The sequence below is a fragment of the Methylophilus sp. OH31 genome, assembly GCF_000576615.1.
GTDB lineage: Bacteria > Pseudomonadota > Gammaproteobacteria > Burkholderiales > Methylophilaceae > Methylophilus.
Window position 1 is genome coordinate 409,344 of record NZ_BAUS01000004.1, and the last position, 23,170, is coordinate 432,513.

General features: G+C 52.1%; 22 protein-coding genes. 12 read left to right on the plus strand and 10 right to left on the minus strand.

The genetic code is table 11. The annotated features are described in order from the left end of the window. Positions 1-44: 44 nt before the first annotated feature. Positions 45-962: a PHB depolymerase family esterase gene (locus OH31_RS08440; RefSeq protein WP_024930388.1), complete on the plus strand. Its 918-nt coding sequence runs from the start codon at positions 45-47 to the stop codon at positions 960-962. Positions 963-967: 5 nt separating this feature from the next. Here OH31_RS08440 and OH31_RS08445 read toward each other — a convergent pair whose 3' ends face one another. Beyond that, entirely contained in the window at positions 968-1,759 is a 792-nt protein-coding gene (locus tag OH31_RS08445) for a MipA/OmpV family protein (RefSeq protein WP_024930389.1), read from the minus strand. 108 nt (positions 1,760-1,867) lie between these two features. Beyond that, complete coding sequence (locus OH31_RS08450) at positions 1,868-2,884, minus strand: trypsin-like peptidase domain-containing protein (RefSeq protein WP_024930390.1); 1,017 nt, start codon at positions 2,882-2,884, stop codon at positions 1,868-1,870. Between the two features lie 231 nt (positions 2,885-3,115). Between OH31_RS08450 and OH31_RS08455 the strand changes: the two genes are divergently transcribed. Together OH31_RS08455 and sbmA are read left to right on the plus strand one after the other, a co-directional pair. Continuing rightward, positions 3,116-3,472, plus strand: coding sequence for a hypothetical protein (locus OH31_RS08455; RefSeq protein WP_242402235.1), 357 nt, complete (start codon positions 3,116-3,118; stop codon positions 3,470-3,472). 134 nt (positions 3,473-3,606) lie between these two features. Continuing rightward, complete coding sequence (gene sbmA, locus OH31_RS08460; RefSeq protein WP_024930392.1) at positions 3,607-4,839, plus strand: peptide antibiotic transporter SbmA; 1,233 nt, start codon at positions 3,607-3,609, stop codon at positions 4,837-4,839. Between the two features lie 21 nt (positions 4,840-4,860). Here the strand turns inward: sbmA and OH31_RS08465 are convergent, their stop codons facing one another. Continuing rightward, complete coding sequence (locus OH31_RS08465; RefSeq protein ID WP_024930393.1) at positions 4,861-6,996, minus strand: bifunctional diguanylate cyclase/phosphodiesterase; 2,136 nt, start codon at positions 6,994-6,996, stop codon at positions 4,861-4,863. Between the two features lie 29 nt (positions 6,997-7,025). Next, positions 7,026-9,608: a chemotaxis protein CheW gene (locus tag OH31_RS08470; RefSeq protein ID WP_024930394.1), complete on the minus strand. Its 2,583-nt coding sequence runs from the start codon at positions 9,606-9,608 to the stop codon at positions 7,026-7,028. Between the two features lie 308 nt (positions 9,609-9,916). Here OH31_RS08470 and OH31_RS08475 point away from each other — a divergent pair, with 308 nt between their 5' ends. Continuing rightward, positions 9,917-10,375: a DUF2721 domain-containing protein gene (locus OH31_RS08475; protein ID WP_036298935.1), complete on the plus strand. Its 459-nt coding sequence runs from the start codon at positions 9,917-9,919 to the stop codon at positions 10,373-10,375. Here OH31_RS08475 and OH31_RS08480 read toward each other — a convergent pair. Further along, the gene (locus OH31_RS08480; RefSeq protein ID WP_242402236.1) at positions 10,372-11,469 is read right to left on the minus strand and encodes an HPP family protein; all 1,098 of its coding nucleotides are present in this window, start codon (positions 11,467-11,469) and stop codon (positions 10,372-10,374) included. The two genes, OH31_RS08475 and OH31_RS08480, sit on opposite strands and share 4 nt — an antisense overlap. 257 nt (positions 11,470-11,726) lie before the next feature. Between OH31_RS08480 and OH31_RS08485 the strand changes: the two genes are divergently transcribed. The 4 genes from OH31_RS08485 to cobC all read left to right on the plus strand — a co-directional run bounded on the left by OH31_RS08485 (position 11,727) and on the right by cobC (position 15,725). Further along, a complete protein-coding gene (locus OH31_RS08485) occupies positions 11,727-13,187 on the plus strand; it encodes a DegQ family serine endoprotease (RefSeq protein ID WP_024930397.1) in 1,461 nt (486 codons plus the stop codon). Positions 13,188-13,312: 125 nt separating this feature from the next. Continuing rightward, positions 13,313-14,359 carry a nicotinate-nucleotide--dimethylbenzimidazole phosphoribosyltransferase gene (cobT, locus tag OH31_RS08490; protein WP_024930398.1) on the plus strand — a complete coding sequence of 349 codons (1,047 nt, stop codon included), beginning with the start codon at positions 13,313-13,315 and terminating at the stop codon, positions 14,357-14,359. 11 nt (positions 14,360-14,370) lie between these two features. Next, a complete protein-coding gene (locus OH31_RS08495; protein WP_024930399.1) occupies positions 14,371-15,162 on the plus strand; it encodes an adenosylcobinamide-GDP ribazoletransferase in 792 nt (263 codons plus the stop codon). After that, positions 15,159-15,725, plus strand: a complete 567-nt coding sequence (gene cobC, locus OH31_RS08500) for an alpha-ribazole phosphatase (RefSeq protein WP_024930400.1) — start codon at positions 15,159-15,161, stop codon at positions 15,723-15,725. The genes OH31_RS08495 and cobC overlap by 4 nt, the downstream gene beginning before the upstream one ends. Here the strand turns inward: cobC and OH31_RS08505 are convergent. Next, a complete protein-coding gene (locus OH31_RS08505; RefSeq protein WP_024930401.1) occupies positions 15,722-17,131 on the minus strand; it encodes a PLP-dependent aminotransferase family protein in 1,410 nt (469 codons plus the stop codon). The genes cobC and OH31_RS08505 overlap by 4 nt on opposite strands. A gap of 108 nt (positions 17,132-17,239) precedes the next feature. On the opposite strand from OH31_RS08505, the gene OH31_RS08510 reads away from it, so the two are divergent. Genes OH31_RS08510 through OH31_RS08520 form a run of 3 tightly spaced genes read left to right on the plus strand, consistent with a single transcriptional unit; the run spans position 17,240 to position 18,737 of the window. Further along, positions 17,240-17,473, plus strand: coding sequence for a hypothetical protein (locus OH31_RS08510; RefSeq protein ID WP_024930402.1), 234 nt, complete (start codon positions 17,240-17,242; stop codon positions 17,471-17,473). Positions 17,474-17,483: 10 nt separating this feature from the next. After that, positions 17,484-18,095 (plus strand): DJ-1/PfpI family protein, encoded by a 612-nt coding sequence (locus tag OH31_RS08515; protein ID WP_024930403.1) that lies wholly within the window; start codon positions 17,484-17,486, stop codon positions 18,093-18,095. A gap of 6 nt (positions 18,096-18,101) precedes the next feature. Beyond that, on the plus strand, positions 18,102-18,737 hold the full coding sequence (locus OH31_RS08520) for an FMN-binding negative transcriptional regulator (RefSeq protein WP_024930404.1): 636 nt from the start codon (positions 18,102-18,104) through the stop codon (positions 18,735-18,737). Here OH31_RS08520 and cobD read toward each other — a convergent pair. Both cobD and cbiB read right to left on the minus strand, forming a co-directional pair. Continuing rightward, on the minus strand, positions 18,706-19,707 hold the full coding sequence (cobD, locus tag OH31_RS08525) for a threonine-phosphate decarboxylase CobD (protein ID WP_024930405.1): 1,002 nt from the start codon (positions 19,705-19,707) through the stop codon (positions 18,706-18,708). The genes OH31_RS08520 and cobD overlap by 32 nt on opposite strands. After that, complete coding sequence (cbiB, locus tag OH31_RS08530) at positions 19,700-20,653, minus strand: adenosylcobinamide-phosphate synthase CbiB (protein WP_024930406.1); 954 nt, start codon at positions 20,651-20,653, stop codon at positions 19,700-19,702. Before cbiB ends, cobD begins: the two co-directional genes overlap by 8 nt. Before the next feature lie 2 nt (positions 20,654-20,655). Here cbiB and OH31_RS08535 point away from each other — a divergent pair, with 2 nt between their 5' ends. Next, positions 20,656-22,107 carry a cobyric acid synthase gene (locus tag OH31_RS08535; protein ID WP_024930407.1) on the plus strand — a complete coding sequence of 484 codons (1,452 nt, stop codon included), beginning with the start codon at positions 20,656-20,658 and terminating at the stop codon, positions 22,105-22,107. On the opposite strand, the gene OH31_RS08540 is transcribed toward OH31_RS08535, so the two are convergent. After that, positions 22,104-22,322 carry an RNA-binding S4 domain-containing protein gene (locus tag OH31_RS08540; protein ID WP_024930408.1) on the minus strand — a complete coding sequence of 73 codons (219 nt, stop codon included), beginning with the start codon at positions 22,320-22,322 and terminating at the stop codon, positions 22,104-22,106. The genes OH31_RS08535 and OH31_RS08540 overlap by 4 nt on opposite strands. A gap of 29 nt (positions 22,323-22,351) precedes the next feature. After that, positions 22,352-23,167 carry a DUF4198 domain-containing protein gene (locus OH31_RS08545; RefSeq protein ID WP_024930409.1) on the minus strand — a complete coding sequence of 272 codons (816 nt, stop codon included), beginning with the start codon at positions 23,165-23,167 and terminating at the stop codon, positions 22,352-22,354. Positions 23,168-23,170: the final 3 nt, after the last annotated feature.

A 23,170-nucleotide genomic window follows, 5' to 3' on the forward strand; every position in this document is an offset into this window, starting at 1 on the left:
TGGCACGTTCATGTATGCTTGCGATTCTTTCTTCTGGAGCATCTATGACCTTGCCTAAACGTTTATATTACAGTGTGTTGCTAGGTTTGCTGATTTTTCCTGCGCTGGTGTGGGCCGGTCTTGCGGCTGGCGACTATGAATTTTCCGTCACGGTGAATGGTGACAAGCGTCCTTATCTGGTGCATGTGCCTGCGCAACCAGCTGGCCAGGCCTTGCCCATGGTGCTGGCGCTGCATGGCGGGCTGGGCAATATGCAGGTACAGGCCAATGAGCGGTTTTACCACCAGATTTCGGCCTCGGAAAAATATGGTTATATCGTGGTGTTTCCCAATGGCTACAGCCGCTTGCCGGGAGGCAAGTTCGCGACCTGGAATGCAGATAATTGCTGTGGCCCGGCAGTGAAAAAACAAAGCGATGATGTCGCCATTATCCGTGCCATGATTCAAGACATGCAGCAACGCGCCAATGTCGATGCTAAACGTATTTTCGTTGATGGCATGTCGAATGGCGGCATGATGAGCTACCGTTTGGCTTGTGAGTTATCTGACACCGTGAGCGCCATCGCCTCGGTGGCGGGCACTGATAACACCCAGCGCTGTCAGCCTGCCAAGCCGGTGGCGGTGTTGCATATTCATGCCAAAGATGATGACCATGTGCCGTTTCATGGCGGCAAAGGCCAGCAATCTATGGTTGATGTGAGTTTTAACTCAGTGCCAGCGACGATACAGAAGTGGGTGCAGCTCAACCAGGCCAATAGCCAGGCCGAGCGCATCCTGGATGTGCCCGGCGCTTATTGCGAAATCCACCGTGGCGGACTGGCCTCAGTGCAGCTGTGCGTTACGGATACTGGCGGCCACTCCTGGCCCGGAGGCAGTAAACCGCGTGGTGGGCAGGCTGGTTCGGATGCGATCTCTGCCAATGATGTGATCTGGCAGTTTTTTAACGCTAATGGCCGCCGCTAGCTGAGTTAAAAAGGAATACTGTAGCCGACATAGGCCATCGGCTGGATTCTGGTCTCGGTAATCGGGCTATTATTCTGTGCGTTGCTCAGTCGCGTCACAAATGCACCAAACAGTAAGGAATGGTCTTTGAACGCTGGCATCATGCCATTGACACCCGCCTGCCATTCAACCCCAGAGCCTGCGCGGTAAACCGGGCGGCTGGTAGTCGCTTCGCTGTTGTCGACGCCGAAATAATAGTCGTTAAATTTCTGGTTGTTCCAGGTGGCGCCAACCACCCCGTTTAAACGCAATTGTGGAGCGCGCACCAGGCTTTTAATGTATTGCAACTGAACTTGCTGGCCATTGCTGTTGCCACTGGCATCAGCCGTCCATTGTGCATTAAAAGTGCCATAGTCAGTTTGCCAGCGCAGTAATGGGCCGACAAATATGGAGAAATCCCGGTCATGCATGCCACGGGTCCGGTCACCTTTGCTGGCATCCCAGCCAAATTTGGCTTCAGCAGACAGCCCAAAGCGCACACGCTGGTCATCGCTGTCCAGCAACCAGACACCTGCTTGTAATGCATTGATGAAAAAGCGATCACCATAGTTGGCATTGATAATTGGCAATGCAAGTACGCGGTACTCATCAGAGCCTGAGGTCTTGGGCAAGACGCCTACGCCTATGCCGTATAAGTTTTGTGCTCTGGGCACGGCCGTTTCAGTTTGTCGATCTATGCGAGACTCAGCTTCTGCCATGGCACTAAATAAGGCGATGGTCAGCCCGGTGGTGGTGCGTGTTACTGCGTGTTTCATCATGTGTGTATCCATTATTGTTATGCGCTGCATGCTTGAACAGCATTTGCCTGAGAGAGTTCCCGCAAGCAAGATATTTTCTGGCCTATTTCACAAGCTTAACACGGCGTGTTAACTGCCTTGTTTCAGTTGAATAATTTGCTGCGTGACTTTTTCGCCCTGGTCTTTATCCACTGCGCTGATCGCCGGTTGCAGTGACTGCAAGGTAGTCAGGTCTTTTTGCGTAAATGCCACGCGTGACAATGCCAGCATGGCGTCATAGTCGCGCTGGTTCAAGTCATAAGCATGTTTGAGATCTTGCTCAGCCTCGGCGTATTGTTGCAGGCCTTCTTCTGCCAGCCCCAGAAAATACCAGGCATCGGCCGCAGTTGGCTCTTGCTTCGCCCATTGGCTGGCAATCGACTTCAGGTTAGCCCAGTCGCCGTTCTGGTAAGGAATCACCACCTGCATAAAGTAAGGTCGTTGTTCGAGTGGCAATGCCCAGAACGGCACTTCATTGGTTTTCAGTGAAATAACTTCAGGTGCGTCCATCAGCTCTTTAATCCATTCAGCGGGTAGGCTGTAGTAAAACGCCTGGTGTCCTGGACTCTTGAAGGTGGTTAGCCCGATCAGGTTGAAATTTTGGTCAAACAGGGCGCCGCCACTGGAGCCCATCAAGAAGGAGGCATTCGTGCGCACAATCATGCTGCCATCGTAAGGATAAATACCTTTGATATTGCCATAAGACAGTTGCGGTACAGGGGCCGCGGCCGGAAAGCTCAGGCTAAACACTTCTTCTTCGTATTGCAGTGTTTTGCTGTCGCGCATGGGGAGTGGTTTAAACGGCAACGGATCAAATTTGAGCAAACACACATCGCGTTTCCAGTTGGCCTTGAGCGCGATAGGACGATAACCGTCGCGGAACTTGGCAATATTGGCGCCATTGCTGTTGGCGATGACATGGCAGTTGGTGGCTACGTATTCCGGGCTGACCACCACGCCCGAGCCCCGGCCATTGGAGCCGCCAGGCATGTCGGTGGTGACCATCACAATCGAGTGGCCTAATTCAAGTGTATCGACGATGCTAGGTTGTGCCTGCACCTGTCCAACCCCTGTCCACATTATCAGCAATAGCAATAACCGTTTCATACAGGCTCCTATCGACAAAGACCAATCGTTCTGACCATGCATCATGCACGAGTCTGAGCACTCTGACCAGAATATCGCGTAAATGTTTTCTGCGGTAGCTATTTTGTAAGCATTATCTGACAAGTAAATCGGCACCTGCCTACTTATTCAATCCATTTCGACTCTCTACCATAGCGGATGAGATCGCCTGAGAAAAATCGAGTATTAAACATGCAACGAACCAAGTCCTATATGTTACCCAAGCTGATTTTATTAAACATGCTTGCCTTGATGATGATTACTTTCGAGCACGAAGTCCCCGCTGATAATAATCCTTTACTGAGCGCAACTCAGTCCGGGCAGGTGGTGGCACCGGAGGCCGCTGAAACCGTGGACACCGCCAATGCATCGTTGCCTGCGGTAAAAGTAGCGGCGGTAGATGAAGCGAAAGTCGACGAAGATAAACAGACTGTCATGAAAAAACCGGCTGTTTATAAAAAACGGGTGCAACAAAAGCATTCGGCGAACAAATCATCTGGCATGGTGTTAAAGGCTAATTACACCGCCAATACGCCGTTGGGCTGCTGCTTCCGCGGTAACCGCATCTAGCATTCATACACGTGACAACACATAAAGCCTCCTCACGGAGGCTTTTTTGTTGCAGGTCTTTTCAAGAGCCAATACACTGGCAGACAATTACTTTCCCCACAAACATCCAAACAAAAATCGTCAAAGAAAGCGCTATGTTTAAATCTTTTTTCCCTGATTCTCGCTGGTTCTGGCCGTCTGTCATTGTGTGGGCAACTATTTGCTGTGGTGCCTGGTTTGAGTTTTCTACTGCCATTGGCGCGGTGTTTGGTTTAACCATGACGGAAAAAGCTCCCGTCATCGGCCTAGGCCATTTTGTGACCGATTCATTCAAGCTGTTTTATGCATATTATGCTCTGAGTGTTGCCTTGTTTGCGTTGTTCTGGTTTCAATTTAAACCCAGCCGCTGGCAATGGTGGTCCATTCTCGGTTCGGCATTTATTTTGTTTTCAACCTATTACTCGGTACAGGTGGCGGTGGCTATTAATAACTGGCGTAGACCATTTTTTGATACAGTTCAAGTGGCCCTCAATCAGAATGCAAGTCAAAAGGTCAGCCCATTGGAGTTGTATCAGCTAATAGTGCAGTTTGCTGAAGTTGCTTTCATTGCTGTAACTATGTTCGTGCTAACAAAGTTTGTAGTTAGCCACTATATTTTCAGGTGGCGAACCGCAATGAATGATTACTATACGTCGCAGTGGTCACAAATACGTCATATTGAGGGTGCTTCGCAACGTGTGCAGGAAGATACTATGCGATTTGCGACGATTATGGAGGATTTGGGAGTCAAGATGGTCGACGCCATTATGACTTTATTTGCTTTCTTACCTATTTTATGGGGGTTGTCACAATATGTGTCAGAGCTGCCAATAGTAGGAGCTATTCCATATCCACTGTTTACTGCAGCAATTATCTGGTCGTTATTCGGAACATCATTATTAGCGGTAGTGGGCATCAAACTGCCAGGGCTTTACTTTAAAAATCAGAGGGTTGAAGCCGCATATCGTAAAGAACTGGTATATGGCGAAGACAATCATGCACGTGCGCAGCCCGCGACACTAAAGCAGTTATATGCTGAAGTGCGGCATAACTATTTTGTTATGTATTTTCACTATGTTTATTTTAATGTCGCAAGAAGTTTGTATATTCAGGCTGACAATATTTTTGTTTTTGTTATTTTAGTGCCTACTATTGCTGTAGGGAAAATCACATTCGGTATTCTGCAGCAAATTCTCACGGCATTTAGCGAGGTGAGTAACTCATTCCAATATTTGGTCAATTCCTGGGCAACTATTATCGAATTACTATCTATTTATAAACGACTCCATAGCTTTGAAGCGGCAATCAAAAATGAAGCCTTGCCTGAGATCGAGCAAACTACCGCCTGATAAAAGTAGCGGTGGCCAGCGTTACCTGGCCACCTGCTGAAAATGATCGAATTTTGGCTGTTGTTCCCGCATAAACTGCGCCAGCGCTTCATCCGACAACGGTCGGCTGTAATAGTAGCCTTGCCCGACATCACATCCACTATGCAGTAAAAACCGGTGCTGGTATTCGGTTTCTATACCTTCCGCTGTGACCGATTTATGCAAACTTTTGCCCAGGTTAATCAGCGCCAGCAAAATGTTGCCGTTGGTCACGCTTTGTTCCAGATCCTGTACAAAGGCTTTGTCGATTTTGAGCTCATCAATCGGGTAGTTTTTGAGGTATGCCATATTCGAATAGCCGATGCCAAAATCGTCAATGGCAATACACACGCCTAATCGTTTCAACTGCTCCAGTGTGCGTGTGAACATGGCTTCATCCTTGAAGCGGGCATTCTCGGTGACTTCCAGTGTAATCAGGTGCGGCGGCACGCGCTCCTGTCGTAATACGCGTTGTACGGTTTCGACCAGATTGCCGCGCAGGAACTGGATCGGCGATACATTGACCGCAATTGGCACCATATAACCCCACTCGGTTTGCATGGACTTGATCTTCTGGCAGGCGGTCTGCAATACCCATTCACCAATGGCAAAAATGTGGCCGGTTTCTTCGGCCACCGGGATAAACTGGTCGGGTGGAATGAGGCCGCGCTCCGGGTGCTGCCAGCGGATCAGCGCCTCCAGGGCGCTGATATTGCCGTGTTGCATATTGATTTGCGGCTGGTAATACAGCATGAGTTCCTGTCGCTGCATGGCGTGGCCCAGGCCGTATTCAATTTCGTTGCGTTCGCCCAGTTGTTGCGCCAGGGTGCCGCTGAACATCTGCACCTTGTTTTTGCCTGCATTTTTGGCACTGTAAAGCGCCGAGTCGGCGCAACTGAGCAGGGCGTCTATCTCTTTGGCATGGTCGGGATAAATGCTGACGCCGACGCTGCAGGTCATGTTGAATACATAGTCGCCAATGGCAATCGGTTGCGAAATAGCCTCCATCACGCGTGCGAGCAATGGTTCTGCATCTTCGGCCACGCGCAAACCTGGGTAGAGCATGACAAACTCGTCGCCACCAAAGCGCACAATGGCATCAGTCGGACGCGTACTCTGAATCAGCCTTTGTGCGACATTTTCCAGCAGTTTGTCACCAGCGCGGTGACCTAGGGTATCGTTAATCAGTTTGAAGTGATCGAGGTCGATAAACGCAATAGCAATCTTGTTTTGTATCTTATCGGCCTCGGCAATCAGGCTGGCCAGTTTGCCACTGAAGGCATGGCGATTGAGCAAGCCAGTCAGGTTATCGGTAACGGCCAGCTGGCGGATTTGCAGCTCATGGTTTTTACGGTCGGTAATGTCTTCTACCGTGCCTTCGTAATAAAGGATGTGGCCTTGCGGGTCACACACGGCATGGGCATTCTCCGAGATCCAGATCGCTTCACCATTCAGCCGGTAAACCTCGGATTCAAAGTTATGGACCCGGCCTTGTGCGCGGATGGCTTCGGTAAATTCGCCCCGCCTGTTTTCGGCCACATAGAGCTGGGTGCTGATATTGTTGAGGTCGCTGATCAGGGCCGCCGGGGAAGCGTAGCCATACAGTCTGGCCAGTGCCGGGTTGGCATTGAGATAGGTACCAGACTCGGTGGTCTGGAACATGCCCAGCGTTGAGTTTTCAAACATGGAGCGATATTTTTGTTCGGTGCTGAACAATTCGTGCTCAATGCGTTTGCGGCAACTGATATCCTGAATAATGCCTTCCAGCGCAACGGGTTTACCCTCACTATCAAACACGGCACTGCCGCGCTCGGCCACCCAGGTGATGTCGCCATTGGCGCGTATGATGCGGTACTCCAGCTCAAAACGCTCGCCTTTTTGAATCGCTGCATCAATCGTGGTGCGTGCTTTTTCCCTGTCATCCGGGTGGGTGATGATTTCGTAAGAAGTGGTTTTGTTGAGCAGCAAGTCTGGTGCCGGATAGCCGGTCAGGGCTTCGCAGCCCTTGCTCACGTAAATCATGGTCCAGTTGCTGTCATACAGGCAACGGTAAATCATGCCATCCAGATTATCCAGCAGCGTATCCAGCAATCGCTGTTGCTGCGCAGTGAGTAAGGATTCCATGATGTCGTTTTGCATGATTCCAAAAAGGGTCGTCTGACTATTCATCAGGCATACACCTGTTCAGCGGGTTGTGAACGTACGGAAAGTACTTTGTCCCATAGGCTTTGTGCGGTGATCAGTGTCAGCATGCTGTTCTGGGCGATATTGGCAATGGCAATGCCCGGGTTATGGCTGGCACCCCTGAAAAAAGTATTCATCGGCTGAATCTGCGTCGGCGCCAGGTAGGGGATTTCACCCAGTGCGGAGACAAACAGGCCAAATCTGAGCGAGGCCGCTTTGTCTTCAATGACGATGATCTGCCGGTAATCCGTGAAATAGTGCGGATGTCCCAGCATGCGTGCGAGGTCAATCACCGGAATGACTTCTCCCCGGTAGGCGTGCATGCCCGCGATAAACGGTGCGGATTCAGGCAGGGTGCGCAACTGGTCTTCATCAATGGCTTCACGTACAAAGCGTGCTTCTATGCCCATCCATGAGTCACCAACGTAGAAGGTGGCATATTCCTGGCAGTCTTGCCCGGACTGTGCAAACAGGTTGGGGTTGAATTTGTTGTGGATGACTTGTGCCTCGGCGTGGATGCGCTGGTTGATTTCATCCTCCTTGCCCAGTGGCGTGAAAATCAGCGCAACCACCTTGTTGCGGTAGCTGTCCTGGTCGCTCTTGAATTCACGGTAGCCATAGGCTGCGCGCGCACCAACCGCATAATAGGTATTCTGGTAAATCGCAATATCAAACAGCTGCTCGCTTTCTTTCAGTTTGCTAATGGCGGGCATCAGTTCAAAGACTTCGCCCATGGCAAAGTCTTTATGTGTGCTTGAAATGACATTGAGTTGTTCGTTCACAAACAGGGTGAAGCTGCCATTGACCGGCGTATCGGTCTTGTCACGTGGAATCACATCGCGCAGCATGGCCTGGAACTGCGGCGTACTGTCGAACACGATGGCAATGCCACCGACGATACTGCTACCATCCAGATGCCGTATAGGTGCGGCATAAATGTAAGTGTGTTTGTTATTGTAGAGCGGCGTGGGTTCAAATGGCGAGACGACGTAATCTTGTGTCGAGGCGCAACTACGCGTTCGGCCTACCCATTCATCCGATAACTGGGTGCCAATTAGTTGCTGGTATTGTGAATTCGACACGGCCATGACCTCACCCTTGCGATCAAACACAATCAGGTTGTCATATACGGTGTATAGGCTATTGATATAGCGCAGCACGTCGGTGACTTTGCGCTTGTCTTCATCCGCCAGGCTAGTTTGCGCTAACAGCTCCCTAAAAACGTGTGTGAGCGCCCACCAACGTACATCATTGGCACGTTCATACAGATTGCGGTCCATGATTTCTACCGCCAGCTGCGCATAAAAACTGGAGTTTTCCAGCATCACCGACACCACGGTCTGATAGAGCTCAGAGACCATGTTTTCAATGATCTGCTGCGTTTTATGGCCGGTATGGCTGATCTCGGAAAGCAGGCTTTTAGAAAAGTTTTTCTGCTGGGTATTCACATCATTGCTTTGCCGGATATTACCGTTCCAGACAGATTGATTCAGTTTGCTCTGGATATTGGCGGCCTGCTTGGGGATATTCAGCAGGCTTTCAGAAAAAATCAGCGGGCTACGCATGACTTTACGCAGGATATCCGCATCAATATTATTGACCATGTCGCGAATGCTCTGGTTGAACGCATGCTCTATCGGGATCATGGCCTGGCCCAGCCAGCCTGGCCCCAGGTAACCCTGGTAGCCTTCTGACTGTTTGGTCACGCACAGGTATTCGCGCCCGCTAAAGCGCGTCATAAACCAGTCCGTGTCGGTATCCACACATAGCGAAATTCCCAGCGGAATCTGGTACGGATCGCTGGAGGCAATCACGTTGCGCTCTTCATCCAGCAATACGCCTATGGTCCAGTCATTATGCGAAATCAGGTTGTGAAAGATGGTGTCCAGCTCGTTGACGAATTTAAAGCACAGGCACAGCACCCCCAGCGTGCGGTGACCGTCTTGGCTGCGTACGGCGTGTGCATAGACCAGAGACTTATGCAGCTTGCCGCCGATATCTGTCTCATAAAAACGTTCTACATACGGTGCTGTCGATTGCCGCGCCAGAGCTACAATCGGGTGGTAGTGAAACAAGGTGGTCTGCGTGTCATCCAGTTGATGCAGTAACTGGCCTTCTTCATCAAACAGCACAATATTGTCGTAGACGGTGTATTTCTTCTGGTATTCCTGAAAGCGAAACTCAATACTTGCCTGGTCGGCGTCTTCCAGGATATCCGCAGCTTGTTTCTCCAGATAGTCACGCACCTCATTATCGGTCGCGAAAAATCCAATGTCTGCCGTACGCTCAAACAGGTTACGTACCAGTAAATTGATAATCTCAAACGCTTTTGAAGACAGTTGCGCAGCCGTTTTGTGCAGGGTTTCCTGCGATAAATGCCGTAACACATCGTTAGAAATGGTATTAAACGCACTGCGGGTTTCTTCCATTTCGGAGCCGGTGCCGGACAGTTGTGCCATCAGTGCCAGGCTGTCCCAGGCATGTTGTAATTGGTAAATGTTTGAGCGAAAGTCATTGACCTTCTTGAAGTGGTTAGCCAAGTCCTCGGTTAACGGTTGCGGGTGCATCTTGTTGCCTCTTTCCCTATACATATTTTATTGTTGCCAGGGCATATACAGCAAAAATGGTTCCCGTTTGGGTGGTTCAAATTGAAAAACAATGGCAAGAAAAATGCTTTTATTACAATATTAAGGCCATAAATGTCGTGAAGATGGCGTAAAAATCGCTTATCAAGTATTGAACTGGCCTTTAAATCACCTCTTTTTCAAGAAATTAACTTCTCCATGCCTTTTTCTAGTGCGTCAATAACCAAAACAGTGCGGATATTGGTGCTTAACTCTCTGATTTTAGTGACATCTCTTCTATGATTAATACCATGATTGAAATTCACAGCGTCTCTGAGGCTATCCGTGATGCGGTGGCGCCAGTATTTTTATTGACCGGTATCGGCTCGATTTTGGGCGTGCTGATTGGGCGCTTGGGTCGCTCGATAGACCGTGCCCGTTATTTGACCGATACGCCGGAAGACAAACGTGAGCGCTTTAAAGATGAATTGCGGATTATTGTGCGCCGTACCAAATGGTTGCGGCGGGCGATTGGCCTGGTCACTTTTGCTGCCTTGTGTATTTGTGTGTCGATTGCCAGTATGTTTATTTCAGTCGAGACGGGGTTGCGACTACCGCACCTGGTGATGGTGTCGTTTATTATTTCGATGGCCTCGCTGATTTTTGGCCTGCTGTGCTTTTTGCGCGAAATTGTGCTGGCATCGCGCGAAGTGATTGTGCCGTTTCAGCAACGCGAAAAACCCGCGAAGCCGCAGTCATCAAAGGCCTAGCGATAAAGGGCGCGAATCACATCGGTTTGCGTCAGGATGCCGACCAGCTTGTTAGACGCATCGACCACTGGCAGTAATTGCAAATGATGGCTGGTCATCAGCGGGATGGTATGCATGAGGTGCATGTGTTCGGTGATGGTAATCGCCGGGGTGGTCATGATCTGGCCGACCACTTCCGGTTTGTCGCTATGCGTGGTGGGTGACCAGCGGATCAGGCGTTTGAGCGCAGGCGCCACTTCGCGATAGCTTTCTGCCTTGGCGTGGCGCATAAAGTCAGACACACTGAGCAGGCCTATCACCAATTGTGCTTTGTTGACCACCGGAATCGCGGGCTCAGCTTGTTTGAGTATCAATTGCCAGGCCGTTTCCAGCGCATCGCCAAACTCAAGAATTGTCGAGACCGGGCGCATGATTTCCCGGCATTCAATGGCTTCCAGTTTGCGCTTGTAGGCGATCAGTTCGGTTTGTTCCAGCAGGCTTTGCAGTTGTTCCGGGTGAATGTCCAGCACTTCATGGAATTGCCCCAGCGCGGTCTGCAAGTCTTCCTGCCTGAAGCCAAACTGGTAGTGCATATGCGTGGGTGAATTGGGTGCATGCTCGTGATGCGCGGCGGGATAACGATAGCCCGTCAACGTATGGTAAAGCCAGGCGGTCAGTACCAGCAATATACTGTTCGCCAGTACCGGCCACCAGACAAAACTGTAGCCCAGGCTGTGAATGGCCTCACCACCTAACACGGCAGTGAGGGCGACCGCGCCACTGGGCGGGTGCAGGCAACGTAGCGCAAACATGAGCGCGATAGCACTGAGCATGGCCAGTGCCGCGGCGAACACCAGTTGTTGCGGTAATAATTGCGTGAAAAACACCCCTGCCAGCGCCGACACGGTATTCCCTGCCAGAATGGCCCATGGTTGTGCCAGCGGGCTGGATGGCAAGCAAAACAGGATGACGGCGGAGGCGCCCATGGGTGCAATTAAAAACACCGCGCTATGCCAGTCACCAGGCACCACATTCAGGGCAATCAGCCCGGTACACAAAATCCCTAATCCGGCACCCATGGCCGCCCGCGCATAATCGCGTAGCGTGCCTGTCATTCGTCGTGGCCAGTAGGGCTTCAAAAAAGACGTTAAATCTGCCATTGCACGGTCAAAAAAGCAAAGAGTGCAGTGTATCACGGGTGGTATATATTCAATTTTGGAATATGGCCTTGGCCTTTGTGTAAGGGTTGTGTCGTTGATACAACAGGATACAAAAGCAGTGAAACTTCGAAGCATTTTTACCGCTCATATGCACTGAGGCTCTTAATCGTTTAATAAGCGCCAATATTAAAAAAGCAAGAAAGGACGTTGTGATGCAATCGTTTTTACAATCAAGACTCGCGCATTGGGTGACCGTACCATTGGCGGTGGCCGCTTTGTTCGGTGCAGGCTACTTTATCAAAGGGAATACTTTGGTGAATCATGCGCAGGCCACGGCACCGGTATCGGCAAAAGCCATGACGGCGCCAAGCGCCTATATTACCTTGCCTAACTTTGCCAGCATCGCCTCTAGCCAGGGGGGGGCCGTAGTCAATATCAGCGTCACCGGTACGGTGAAAACAGCTGGTATTCCGGGTGTGGATCCTAACGACCCGATGTTTGAGCTGTTCCGTCGTTTTCAACCCAACCTGCCACAAACCGAAACACCTATGAACGGGCTGGGTTCAGGCTTTATCGTCAAGTCTGATGGCGTGATTCTCACCAATGCCCATGTGGTCGACAAAGCGGATGTGGTGACGGTAAAACTGTCTGACAAGCGTGAATTTCAGGCCAAGGTGATTGGCGTGGATAAATTAACCGATGTTGCCGTACTGAAAATTGAGGCCAAGGACTTGCCAACCGTGCATATTGGCAGCACCAAAAACAGCAATGTCGGTGACTGGGTGGTCGCGATCGGTTCGCCATTCGGCTTTGATAACACGGTGACAGCAGGCATTATTTCAGCCAAGTCACGCGCACTGCCAGACGAGGGCTATGTGCCTTTCCTGCAAACTGATGTGGCGATTAACCCGGGCAACTCAGGTGGGCCACTGTTTAACCTCAATGGCGAAGTGATTGGTATCAACTCGCAAATTTACAGTCGCAGTGGCGGCTATCAGGGCTTGTCATTCGCTATACCGATTGATGTTGCCATGGGGATTGAGCAGCAATTGCTGGAAAAAGGCAAAGTCAGCCGTGGCCGCTTAGGCATTGGTGTGCAATCGATTAACCAGGATCTGGCCAGTTCGTTTGGTTTGCCGTCGCCGAGTGGCGCGCTGGTGAGCAATGTTGAGAAAAATGGCCCTGCTGATAAGGCAGGCCTGGAACCTGGCGATGTGATCGTCAAATTCAATGGTCAAAGCATAGACCGCTCCAGCGATTTGCCACCCATGGTGGCGAATGTGAAACCCGGCAGCACGGTCGGTATGGAAGTCTGGCGCAACAAGCAGTTGAAGAAATTGTCTGTGCGTATCGATGAAATGCAAGCGGCGCAAGCCGGCCCGGCGACAGTGCCAGATAGTCAGCAATCTAAACTGGGCGTCAGCGTGCGCCCGCTGACCTCGCAAGAGTTGGCACAAACGCAGCTCAAGCAGGGGTTGCTGGTTGAAGAGGTTGCTAAAGGCCCTGCGGCGTTGGCAGGCATACAGCCAGGCGATGTGATCCTGGCGGTGAATGGTGACCAGGTTAAAAACGTGAGCCAGTTGCATGACAAATTGTCGCAAAACGTGAAGAACGTGGCATTGCTAGTGATGCGAGGTGACAGCAAGATTTATGTGCCGGTGAAGATTAGTTGATTTTTGCGTGTGATCCTTCGAGCCTTGCCCCGCAATTGCGGGGCTTTTTTTGCGCTGGGCAAATTCGGGCCAGGCATTGCATAATTCTGCTACGCTTTCGTTTTTGCTCGGTAAAATAATAAACTATGCAGACATTTCATATTGAGCCTACTCATAACGCACCCTTGCAAGCTGCACTGGTTAATCACATTAATCAAAAAACCAAACCACTGGGCGCATTGGGTCGTCTGGAAACCCTGGCCATGCAGTTGGGCTTAATACAGCAGACCGAACAACCGGTGTTGCAGCAGCCGACCATGCTGGTGTTTGCGGGTGATCACGGTATTGTGGAAGAAGGGGTAAGCCCTTATCCGCAGGCGGTCACTGCGCAAATGGTGCTCAATTTTCTCAATGGTGGTGCGGCGATTAATGTGTTCGCGCGCCAGCACAGCTTTGATTTGCACGTGGTAGATAGTGGCGTTAATGCCGTGTTCCAGCCGCACCCGCTGCTGATCGATGCCAAATTGGGCATGGGCACAGAAAATTTCCGGCATCAGCCTGCCATGACGGCAGACCAATGTGCACAAGCGATTACGCGTGGTGCGCAAATTGCGCGTGATGCGATTGCGCAGGGCTGTAAGGTGCTGGCGTTGGGTGAGATGGGCATAGGGAATACATCTAGTGCCAGTTGCCTGATGAGCGTGCTGTGTGGCTTGCCTATGCATCAGTGTGTCGGCCGCGGCACTGGCTTGAGCGACAAAGGTTTGCAGCACAAACTCTCTGTCCTCACCTCTGCCTTGCAGATGCACCATGTTTCAGCCGATGAACCGTTGCAGGCATTGGCGGCGTTTGGTGGTTTTGAAATTGCCATGATGGTGGGTGCGCTGCTGTCTGCCGCAGAGGCCAGAACGACGTTGCTGATTGATGGCTTTATTGCCACCTCTGCCTTGTTGGTGGCTGCCAAGCTTTATCCGCAAGTGGTGGATTATTGCGTGTTTGCGCACTGCTCTGATGAAAGCGGGCACAGCATGATGTTGTCACACCTCAATGCCCAACCCCTGCTGCATTTATCCTTGCGTTTGGGTGAGGGAACGGGGGCCGTATTGGCTTATCCCTTACTGCAGTCGGCAGTGGCTTTCCTCAATGAAATGGCCAGCTTTGAAAGTGCTGGTGTCAGTGGACAACTAGAGTGAAGGCCAGTGCCGTGAAGCTGCAATGGCGCTATTTTGTGCTGGCAGTCGGCTTTTTCACACGACTGCCCGTGCCTGCTGTGACAGATTTCCAGGAGTCTGACCTTAATCACGCCGCCAGGTATTTCCCGCTGGTTGGTGTATTGATTGGCCTGCTGGCCGCGATTGCCTGGTGGCTGGCGAGTTGGGTGTTGCCGCCAGCCTTGGCGGTGTTATCTAGCATGGCGGTGACTATTTATCTGACTGGCGCTTTTCATGAGGATGGCCTGGCAGATAGTGCCGATGGCCTCGGTGGTGGTATGGATCGTGCGCGCAAGCTGGAGATCATGCAGGATTCGCGTCTGGGCAGTTACGGCGCGATTGCGCTGGTCGGCATACTGCTGTTCAAGTTCCAGGCCTTGTCTGCGCTCACCCCGGCGATCTTACCGTTTGCCCTGATTGCTGCGCATGCGCTTAGCCGCTTGGCTGCAGTCGCCATCATGGCCACCGCCAGTTATGTGCGCTTTGCCGGTAAATCCAAACCCCTGGCGACGACGCTGACGCGACAGGATATCTGGTGTGCCAGTGTGTTTGGCCTACTGTGCTGGCTGGGCTTTTGCCTGATGCTGGGCGTGAATCATTCTGCGTTGAGTGCGATGCGGTTTTTTCTGATCACCGGATTACCTGTACTGGCCATCTGGTGGTGGTGGCGTCGCCTGATCTTGCGGCATTTACAGGGCTATACTGGCGATACATTGGGCGCCACCCAACAATTGACTGAAGTGGCCTTTTATTTAGGCTTGCTGGCCTGGGAGCATCTGGCATGAAACTGACTTTAGTGCGCCATACCAGTTTGCAAATCGCCGAGGGCATTTGCTATGGCCAGAGCGATATTGATGTCTCGGTTAACTTTGCCAGTGAGCTGTCGCAACTGAAACAAAAACTCATTCATGAGCAGATTGATGCCGTCTATGCCAGTCCGCTACAGCGCTGTAGCAAACTGGCGCATGCACTGGGTTTCGATGGCATCATGCACGATGAGCGCCTGAAAGAACTGCATTTCGGTGATTGGGAGATGCAGTCGTGGAACGATATTCCGCGCGAGTTGTTTGACGTGTGGGCGCAGAACTATGCCGAGCTGGCGCCGCCCAACGGTGAAACGTTTGCCGGGTTGCAGCAGCGTGGTGTGGACTTTTTGCAGGAAGTGCAGGCGCGCCATACAGGCCAGCACGTGCTGGTGGTCACGCACGGCGGCATGATACGCGCCCTGATCGCGCATGTGCTCAATATGCAACTCAAAGGCTTGTTTCGCTTTCATGTGGATTATGCCAGCCTGACACGCTTGGATCTGTCGAGTGCGATTCCCAAAATTGAGTTTGTGAATCGCTAAGCTTTTCTTAATAACTCAAAGACCTTGTCATTCTCACAATGCGCCACATTAAAGCGCAGCCACGATGAAGGCTCCTGGTAGGGCCTGAACAGGTTGCCGGGGGCCAGCATGATGTTCTGCTTCGATGCTTTGCTGGCAACCTCAGCGGCGTTTTTGTCGTTAGCCAGTTTGGCCCAGACAAACATGCCTCCGGCCGGTTCGGCATGGATGCTTAAGCCGCACTCTTCCAGAACACGTATCACTTGCGCTCTTTTTACTGCCAGTTGGCTGCGTACTTTCTCCATATGTTTGCGGTATCGGCCTTCCACCAGAATCTGGTACATCACGCGCTGGTTAATCTCAGAGCTGGTGAGGCCGGTCAGCAGTTTGAGGTCAAGTAAGCGGTTGGCCAGGTCGGCCTGGCAGGCAACAAAGCCCACACGCAAACTGGCCGAAATGGTTTTGGAGTAACTGCTGACATAAATGACGCGGTTTAACTGGTCCAGCGCGGCCAGGCGGGTAGCATTCTGCGGATGGAAGTCGCCATAAATATCATCTTCCACAATATATAAACCGTATTTTTCGGCCAGTTGCAGTATCTGGTGCGCAACGGCGAGGCTGGTGCTGGTGCCGGTCGGGTTATGCAATACCGTATTGGTGAAAAATAACTTGGGGCGGTGTTCTTGCAATAGTTGTTGCAAGGCGCTGACATCAGGCCCATTCAGTAGCCGCGGCACGCCCATAATGCGCGCGCCCATGGATTTCAAAAAACCAAACAAAGTGTAGTAGCCTGGGTCGTCAACCAGTACCACATCGCCTGGCTTGATAAACAGCCGCGCAACTAAATCCAGGCCATGCGAAGCGCCGTTGGTCATAAGGATTTGCTGCGCGTCTGCATGGATACCAATATCTGCCAGGTTCTTTTTTGCCAGCTGTTGCCGCAGCGGTAAGTAGCCATTCACATCGCCATATCCGGTTAAAAAATACCCCGATTTCCGTGATAATTCATTCAGGCTTTTTTGAATGACCTTTTCATCCAGCCAATCCTTAGGCAGCCAGCCACAGCCAGGCCTGATCGCATCCGGTACGTCTCTAAATGTGTTGTGCAGCAGCCATAGCACATCGTCGGCCCTGTCCAGGTAAGAGGTGCTTGAAACGGTTTCTTCGGGTTTGTTTAGGGGGGCGACATAGAAGCCTGAACCACGTCGTGACAGCAGATAACCCAGCGCCACCAGGCGATCGTAAGCATCGACGACAGTAAAGCGACTGATGTGGTGTTGCACGGCAAAGTCGCGGATAGAGGGTAAGCGTGTACCTGTACGCAGTACGCGTTGCTCAATCAGTTGTTTCACACCGCTGACAATTTGCTCGACTAGAGGCACCGGGTCTTGTGGATTAATCGTGATCAGTGGCTGGGTGACTGGCATGGTGTTTGGACCTGTACAGTGTCTAATATTGATCGTTAAATTGTATATGTAGTGTACATGCATGCAGCGATAAGATGTGATTAAACTTTCATCGAATAAGGTCTGAAGATGCGTTTCATTGTGATGGTGTTGCTGGCAGTGTCCGTGATAGTGGTAGTGCTGCCTTATGTCTCTTATGGTCAAACTTCTCGCCAGGTGGATCATGACAACGCAGCGCCCAAGCCTGTCTGCGTGACCAACCTGCGCGTCGGGGCTGCGTGTGAATCAAGTACTGAGTCGCATCAGTCTATGGTCATGGAGCCTATGGTGATGATCCGGGGGCAGCTACTGCCTGTGCGCTAGAAAGAATATTATGCATATCGCTATCCTGACGTTTGACGGTTTTAATGAGCTGGACTCTATGATTGCCCTGGGTATATTAAACCGCGTGCAACAGCCAGGCTGGCGTGTTTCAATCGCCAGCCCCACGGCCAGGGTGACATCCATGAATGGAGTCGCCTTGGAGTCGCATATTTCCTTGGCCGATGCCTCTGCTGCCGATGCCGTGATTATTGGTAGTGGCATCCATACGCGGGCCATTGCTGAGAGCGTTGTACTGGCATCTTTGCATTTGGACCCTGATCGGCAATTGATAGGTGCGCAGTGTTCAGGTGCGCTGATATTGGCCAAGCTCGGTTTGCTCAATGGCCTGCCCGTGTGCACAGATCTGGTGACTAAACCTTGGGTGCAGGCATTAGGCGTCGATACGCTGGATCAACCCTTTTTTGCACAGGGCAATATTGCCACCGCAGGCGGTTGCCTGGCCTCACAATATCTGGCATTTTGGCTGATTGCCCGTCAGGCCGGGCTGGAAGCTGCGCAAAAAGCTTTGCATTATGTCGCGCCAGTGGGCGAAAAGGAGCCCTATGTAGCACGCGCGGCCAGTCATGTCAGGCCATATTTGCCCGAAGCGCTTTTAATTTAATTAAATATGTATACCCCAAAACACTTTTCTGCCCCCGGTGAAGAGGCGCTGCTAGATTTGATCCGGACGTATCCGTTTGCCACGCTGGTGGCGACTGCGGCCAGTGGTTTAGAGGTGAATCATCTGCCGCTGTATTTAGAGGATAAGGGCATCTTGAGTGGTCATGTGGCCCGCGCGAACCCGCTCTGGCAAGGAACGCATGGCCTCAACGAGGTCATGGCGATTTTTCATGGTCCGCATGCCTATGTGACCCCTGCGTGGTACCCCACCAAAGGCCAAACTGGCATGGTGGTGCCGACCTGGAATTATGTGGTGGTGCATGCGCGTGGCAAACTGCGGGTGATAGAAGATGCCAACTGGTTACGCGCCCATTTGACTGCGCTGACGGCACAACAGGAAGCGGCGTTTGAACAACCGTGGCAACTTGAGGATGCGCCGGCCGGATTTATCGACAAGCTCATGCAGGCGGTAGTTGGTATTGAGATTGAGGTGACCGAACTCACTGGTAAATGGAAGCTGAGCCAGAACCAGTCGCCGGAGAATCAAGTTGGGGTGTTGCAGGGGTTAAGTGCGGGGGATGATGTGCATGGCCGCGAGATCGCTGAATTGGTCAAGGCTGTGAATCGCTTAACTGTTGAGTGACATGGCGTAGGGCTTGTGCCAGCCGAGACCACTCGTTAGCTGGCGGCAAGCCAAAACGCAAGGCTGACGGCGATTCAAAATAACGCGTCCAGATGCCTTCTTTCGCCAATGCTTGCTGCAACTCGCGGCTGGCAGGATGCAGTACATACTGAAATAAATCTGTACCGCCTGCAAGCTTGAGTCCATGCTGGCTTAGTACTTGTGCTAATTGCCTGGACTGTGCAGGCAGATGCCCGCGCATCAGCTGTTGCCAGTCATGGTCAGCCAGCGCCTGGCTGGCAATCATTTGGCTGGGGCCTGTGATGGTCCAAGGGCCGAGTAAGGATTCCACTTGTGCCAGGGCTGTGGGTTCGCCCAGTAAAAAGCCCACCCTCAGACCCGCCAGACCAAAAAACTTGCCCAGTGAACGCAATACCCATAAACCTGCCTGCCCGGTATGGCTGGCGAGGCTGTGCTGCGGCGTGCTATCCATAAATGCCTCGTCTACCACCAACCAGCCGCCACGGGCTGCCAGTTGCGCATGCCAGCCTAATAATGTGTCAGGGTGATATACATGTCCGGTCGGGTTGTTAGGGTTGCACACCAGCAATACGTCGGACTGGTTTAGCGTGTCGCTATCAGGTGTTTGCTCAAAAAACTGTACCTGGTGCCCCGCGCGTTGCCAGGCATGTGCATGCTCCTGATACATGGTGCGCGGCATCGCCACGCGGCAAGGCGCGCGCAAGGTCGGCAATAGTTGCAAGGCAGCCTGTGAGCCTGCGCAGGCCAGCACATGCTGGCAACCATAATACGTGCGCGCGGCCACATGCAGTGTGTCGGTGGCTGGCGGCAAGCGTTGAAACAGCGCGGGGGCCAATGCCGGAATCGGGTAGTGTTGCGGATTGATGCCGGTCGATACATCCAGCCAGTCTATGAGTGGCCGGCCGTATTGCTGCGCGGCTTGCTGCAAATTACCGCCGTGCTCAAGCATAGGCCAACGCTCCAATCAATACAGCTACGATCAGCCAGCTCAGCATGCCGTGACATACCAATTGCAACGCCCTGGGAATATCTTCAGCAATCGGTGTTGTGAGCGTGCCCAGTCGTGGGCGGTCATGCCAGTCGCCGTGATAACGGGCGCGCCCGCCCAATTGCACATTCAGCGCACCTGCGCCTGCGGACATGACTGGGCCCGCGTTCGGACTATCCCATAACGGCGCCTGCGCTCTCCAGGACTGCCATGCGAGTGTTGTATGGCCAAGCAAGGCGTAAGTCATTGCCGTCAGGCGGGCCGGAATATAGTTGAGCACATCATCCAGCCGTGCGGCGGCCCAGCCAAAATAGAAATAACGAGGTGTGCGGTAGCCCCACATGGCATCCAGCGTGTTCACCAGGCGGTAAGCCAGTGCGCCGGGGCCACCTGCGACAAAAAACCAGAACAGCGCGCCAAACACACTGTCGTTGCCGTTTTCCAGCACGGATTCAATGGTGGCGCTGACGGGCTCTATCGCCTCCACATCACGGCTGACCATATATGAGGTGGCGCGCTGTGCCTGTTGAAACTGGCCCGCCTGTAAAGCGTGATAAACGGCCAGGCCATGTTGACGCAAGCTGCGGTGGCCGATGGCAAAATACAGTAGGTAAAGGTGTAGTGATAATGCCAGCCAGAATGAACATTGCATGAGCAGAACGCTGCTCAGGACAATTGGCAATACGACCAGGCAGAGGCCCAACAAGCCGCTGAGATATTGACTGCGTTGTGTTTGTCTTGGTAAAGGGTTTAATCGTTTTTCAACTTGGGTGGCGAGCCAACCAAATCCGACTAGCGGGTGCCAGCGCCGGGGTTCACCCAGCCAGGCATCAAGCAGCACCGCGCCACAGGCAAGCAGGGCGAGTGTGAGATAATCGAGGCATGGATAAACAGGCAGTGAAAACATTGATGGTTCAGGGCACCACATCGGATGCCGGTAAAAGTACGCTGGTGGCTGGATTGTGCCGTGTATTGTACCGCAGCGGGGTGGCGGTGGTGCCATTCAAGCCACAAAACATGGCGCTCAATGCCGCGGTGACTGAAGATGGCGGCGAGATTGGCCGTGCGCAGGCGGTACAGGCGATGGCCTGCGGATTGCCACCGCATACCGATATGAACCCGGTGTTGCTCAAGCCTAATTCAGACACTGGTTGCCAGGTGATTATTCACGGCCAGGTGGTGGGTAATCAGGAAGCGAGTACTTACCACGACTACAAGAAAACCGCGATGCAGGCGGTATTGCAATCTTACCAGCGCTTGCAGCAGCAGTATGGCTGCATCGTGGTGGAGGGGGCGGGTAGCCCGGCCGAGATTAATCTGCGCGCCAACGATATTGCCAATATGGGCTTTGCCGAAGCGGTCGATTGCCCGGTGATCCTGGTGGCCGATATTGATAAAGGCGGCGTATTTGCACACCTGATCGGCACATTGGCGCTATTGTCTGAGAGCGAGCAGGCCAGGGTGGTTGGGTTTGTCATTAATAAATTCCGCGGCGATATCGCCTTGTTGCAACCGGGGCTGGATTGGCTGGAAGAACGTACCGGGAAGCCGGTGATAGGCGTGTTGCCTTATATGCATGACTTGCATCTGGAAGCTGAAGATGCGGTTGCAAAAAGCAATACTAAAAAAGCAGATGTTCAGTTGATGATTGTTGTGCCCATATTGCCACATATCGCGAACCATACCGACTTTGATGCCTTGCGCCTGCACCCGCAAGTAGACCTCAAGTTTGTGCGTTTGAATGAGCCTGTGCCCGCGGCTGATTTAATTATCCTGCCTGGTAGCAAGAATGTACGCGGAGATCTGGCTGCGTTACGTGAGCATGGCTGGGAAGCCGTCATTGCGCGGCATTTACGTTATGGCGGCAAAGTGCTGGGCATTTGCGGTGGTTTTCAGATGCTGGGCCAGGCTTTACATGATCCATTGGCGATTGAAGGCGAGGCGGGCAGTAGCGCTGGCTTGGGCTGGCTGGCCATGGAAACAACGCTGGAAACCCACAAGCAACTCAAGCAAGTTTCTGGCAAATTAGCTTTTGCCGACGCGATGGTACAAGGCTATGAGATTCATATGGGGGTGAGCCGCGGCCCGGCCTTGCAGTACCCTGTACACCTGATAGACGGCATGGCGGAAGGCGCACGGTCAACAGATGGCCAGGTCGCTGGCAGTTATATTCACGGCTTGTTTGACCATCCGCAAGCCTGCGCCGCCTGGTTACAGTGGGCCGGGGTGGCTGAACAAGTAGCTTACGATTACACGCAATTGCGCGAGCAGAGCCTGGAAAAACTGGCGGACAGTGTACAGCAGCACTTCAACTGGTCAGCCCTTGCGCCTTACCTGCCCAAAGACTTTACGCCAACTTAACCCGCAATCACCTTAATGGTTTGCTCAAACGCCTGTACCACTTGCCCGGCGCGGATTTTTGCGGTTTTTCTGCGCTCGATTGCACCATCTACCTTGATCAATCCTTCGGCGACCATGGACTTGCCCTGGCCACCACTGTCGGCCACGCCTTCCAGTTTAAGCAAATCACATAGCGCGATATATTCGCCTTTGAGTTCAAATCTCGAGCTTGCCATACAGAATTCCTTTCTAAGTCAGCGAGTGCCTAAGGCTTGCCTTGAGTGTCTGGCGGTAAATTCACTTCCAGCGTCAAAGAGGCATTCTGGCTTTCCCATAATTGCTCATTGAGTTGGTGATGCACAGTGACAAACAGGAAATTCAGCCCGGCTTTTTGTGGGTGGAAGCTAAACTCGCCTTGTGCATTCGCGTGAATATTAGAGGCTCTCACATTGTCGAGATCGTACAGATCTTCAATCCTGTGCTTGATAAAGTGCTCGTTATCCGTCACCACAATAATACGCGCATTAGGCACTGGCTTACCATTTTCCAGCACACGGAAATTTAACTCTCCACCAAGTAACAAACCATTGGGTGACGCCAGCGGGATGATTTCCAGGCCTTTATTAAACGGCTTGGCTACATACTTTTGCTGGCCTTTGAAAATATAGGTGTCGGCATAACTGTAATAATTCATGGTGGTAGGTTTGCCCGTCACACGCTTCATATCGGCGGCAAAATACAGCTTTTTGTCGGCAGTTTCTACTGCCTTGTATATTGGGCCGACCCTTTGCCCCGTACTGATACGATAGGTGCCTTCTTCTTTTAATTCCGGTTCCAGATACACGGCCGCCTTGGTTTTGGCGATGGGTTTGATCGCTGCCGTCACGCCTTGTGGTGAGGTGATGGTAAAGTTTGGCGAGTCCATGGCAAAGTCAGCCTGGAACGGGAACTCGGTAAACGCAGATTCAATCGTCAGGCGATGATGTGTGACGTTGAACTGGTTGGGTTTTAAAAACGGCACATGTGCCTCGGCAGCAAAAGCGGCCACTAAAACGATCAGGGCTAGGGAAAACTTTTTCATACG

What these genes read in the sequence shown, in the direction of transcription:
- OH31_RS08440 (WP_024930388.1), top strand. Translation starts at nt 45, where the DNA reads ATGACCTTGCCTAAACGTTTATATTACAGTGTGTTGCTAGGTTTGCTG.
- OH31_RS08445 (WP_024930389.1), bottom strand. Translation starts at nt 1,759, where the DNA reads ATGATGAAACACGCAGTAACACGCACCACCACCGGGCTGACCATCGCC.
- OH31_RS08450 (WP_024930390.1), bottom strand. Translation starts at nt 2,884, where the DNA reads ATGAAACGGTTATTGCTATTGCTGATAATGTGGACAGGGGTTGGACAG.
- OH31_RS08455 (WP_242402235.1), top strand. Translation starts at nt 3,116, where the DNA reads ATGTTACCCAAGCTGATTTTATTAAACATGCTTGCCTTGATGATGATT.
- sbmA (WP_024930392.1), top strand. Translation starts at nt 3,607, where the DNA reads ATGTTTAAATCTTTTTTCCCTGATTCTCGCTGGTTCTGGCCGTCTGTC.
- OH31_RS08465 (WP_024930393.1), bottom strand. Translation starts at nt 6,996, where the DNA reads ATGCAAAACGACATCATGGAATCCTTACTCACTGCGCAGCAACAGCGA.
- OH31_RS08470 (WP_024930394.1), bottom strand. Translation starts at nt 9,608, where the DNA reads ATGCACCCGCAACCGTTAACCGAGGACTTGGCTAACCACTTCAAGAAG.
- OH31_RS08475 (WP_036298935.1), top strand. Translation starts at nt 9,917, where the DNA reads ATGATTGAAATTCACAGCGTCTCTGAGGCTATCCGTGATGCGGTGGCG.
- OH31_RS08480 (WP_242402236.1), bottom strand. Translation starts at nt 11,469, where the DNA reads ATGACAGGCACGCTACGCGATTATGCGCGGGCGGCCATGGGTGCCGGA.
- OH31_RS08485 (WP_024930397.1), top strand. Translation starts at nt 11,727, where the DNA reads ATGCAATCGTTTTTACAATCAAGACTCGCGCATTGGGTGACCGTACCA.
- cobT (WP_024930398.1), top strand. Translation starts at nt 13,313, where the DNA reads ATGCAGACATTTCATATTGAGCCTACTCATAACGCACCCTTGCAAGCT.
- cobC (WP_024930400.1), top strand. Translation starts at nt 15,159, where the DNA reads ATGAAACTGACTTTAGTGCGCCATACCAGTTTGCAAATCGCCGAGGGC.
- OH31_RS08505 (WP_024930401.1), bottom strand. Translation starts at nt 17,131, where the DNA reads ATGCCAGTCACCCAGCCACTGATCACGATTAATCCACAAGACCCGGTG.
- OH31_RS08510 (WP_024930402.1), top strand. Translation starts at nt 17,240, where the DNA reads ATGCGTTTCATTGTGATGGTGTTGCTGGCAGTGTCCGTGATAGTGGTA.
- OH31_RS08515 (WP_024930403.1), top strand. Translation starts at nt 17,484, where the DNA reads ATGCATATCGCTATCCTGACGTTTGACGGTTTTAATGAGCTGGACTCT.
- OH31_RS08520 (WP_024930404.1), top strand. Translation starts at nt 18,102, where the DNA reads ATGTATACCCCAAAACACTTTTCTGCCCCCGGTGAAGAGGCGCTGCTA.
- cobD (WP_024930405.1), bottom strand. Translation starts at nt 19,707, where the DNA reads ATGCTTGAGCACGGCGGTAATTTGCAGCAAGCCGCGCAGCAATACGGC.
- cbiB (WP_024930406.1), bottom strand. Translation starts at nt 20,653, where the DNA reads ATGTTTTCACTGCCTGTTTATCCATGCCTCGATTATCTCACACTCGCC.
- OH31_RS08535 (WP_024930407.1), top strand. Translation starts at nt 20,656, where the DNA reads ATGGTTCAGGGCACCACATCGGATGCCGGTAAAAGTACGCTGGTGGCT.
- OH31_RS08540 (WP_024930408.1), bottom strand. Translation starts at nt 22,322, where the DNA reads ATGGCAAGCTCGAGATTTGAACTCAAAGGCGAATATATCGCGCTATGT.
- OH31_RS08545 (WP_024930409.1), bottom strand. Translation starts at nt 23,167, where the DNA reads ATGAAAAAGTTTTCCCTAGCCCTGATCGTTTTAGTGGCCGCTTTTGCT.